General features: G+C 38.2%; 1 protein-coding gene. It reads right to left on the minus strand.

From position 1 onward, the window contains the following. Positions 1-688: DNA topoisomerase (locus tag FUA24_RS23745; protein ID WP_246147154.1), on the minus strand; the 688-nt coding region annotated here is incomplete at both ends.

The raw sequence follows: 688 nt of genomic DNA on the forward strand, positions 1-688 counted from the left end.
TATATTTACAGTATGCCTTGAAAAATCTGTAGGCCTAATAGCCTCATGTGCTTCTTGAGCGCCTTTGGTTTTTCCTGTATAATTACGTGGTTTACTGTAATTGTTTCCGTAAGCTTTTTCTATTTCGGCTTGCGCACCTTGGCGTGCCTCATCAGATAAATTAGTACTATCGGTTCTCATGTAGGTAATTAAACCTGCTTCATATAAGCGTTGCGCCATAGTCATGGTTTTACTTACTGAAAAATACAATTTACGTGATGCTTCTTGCTGTAATGTTGATGTTGTAAATGGTGCTGCAGGCGATTTTTTTGCCGGTTTTTTTTGTAAATCGGCTACCTTAAAATTGGCAGAAGCATTTTTTTGTAAAAACGCTTGAGCTTCTTTTTTGTTTGTAAGGTTTTTTGGGAGTTTAGCTTTGAAAGATTGCCCGTCTTCATTAGAAAATTCGGCATCAATTCTGTAAGATGCTTCAGGTGTAAAATCTTGAATTTCGCGTTCTTTCTCAACAATTAAACGTACTGAAACCGACTGTACTCTACCTGCCGACAAACCTCCTTTTACTTTTCGCCATAAAACTGGAGACAACTCATACCCCACAATTCTATCTAAAACGCGGCGTGCTTGTTGTGCATCAACTAAATCATAATCAATACCTCGCGGATTTTCAATAGCCTTTTTTATGGCTGCC

The organism is Seonamhaeicola marinus, assembly GCF_008085455.1.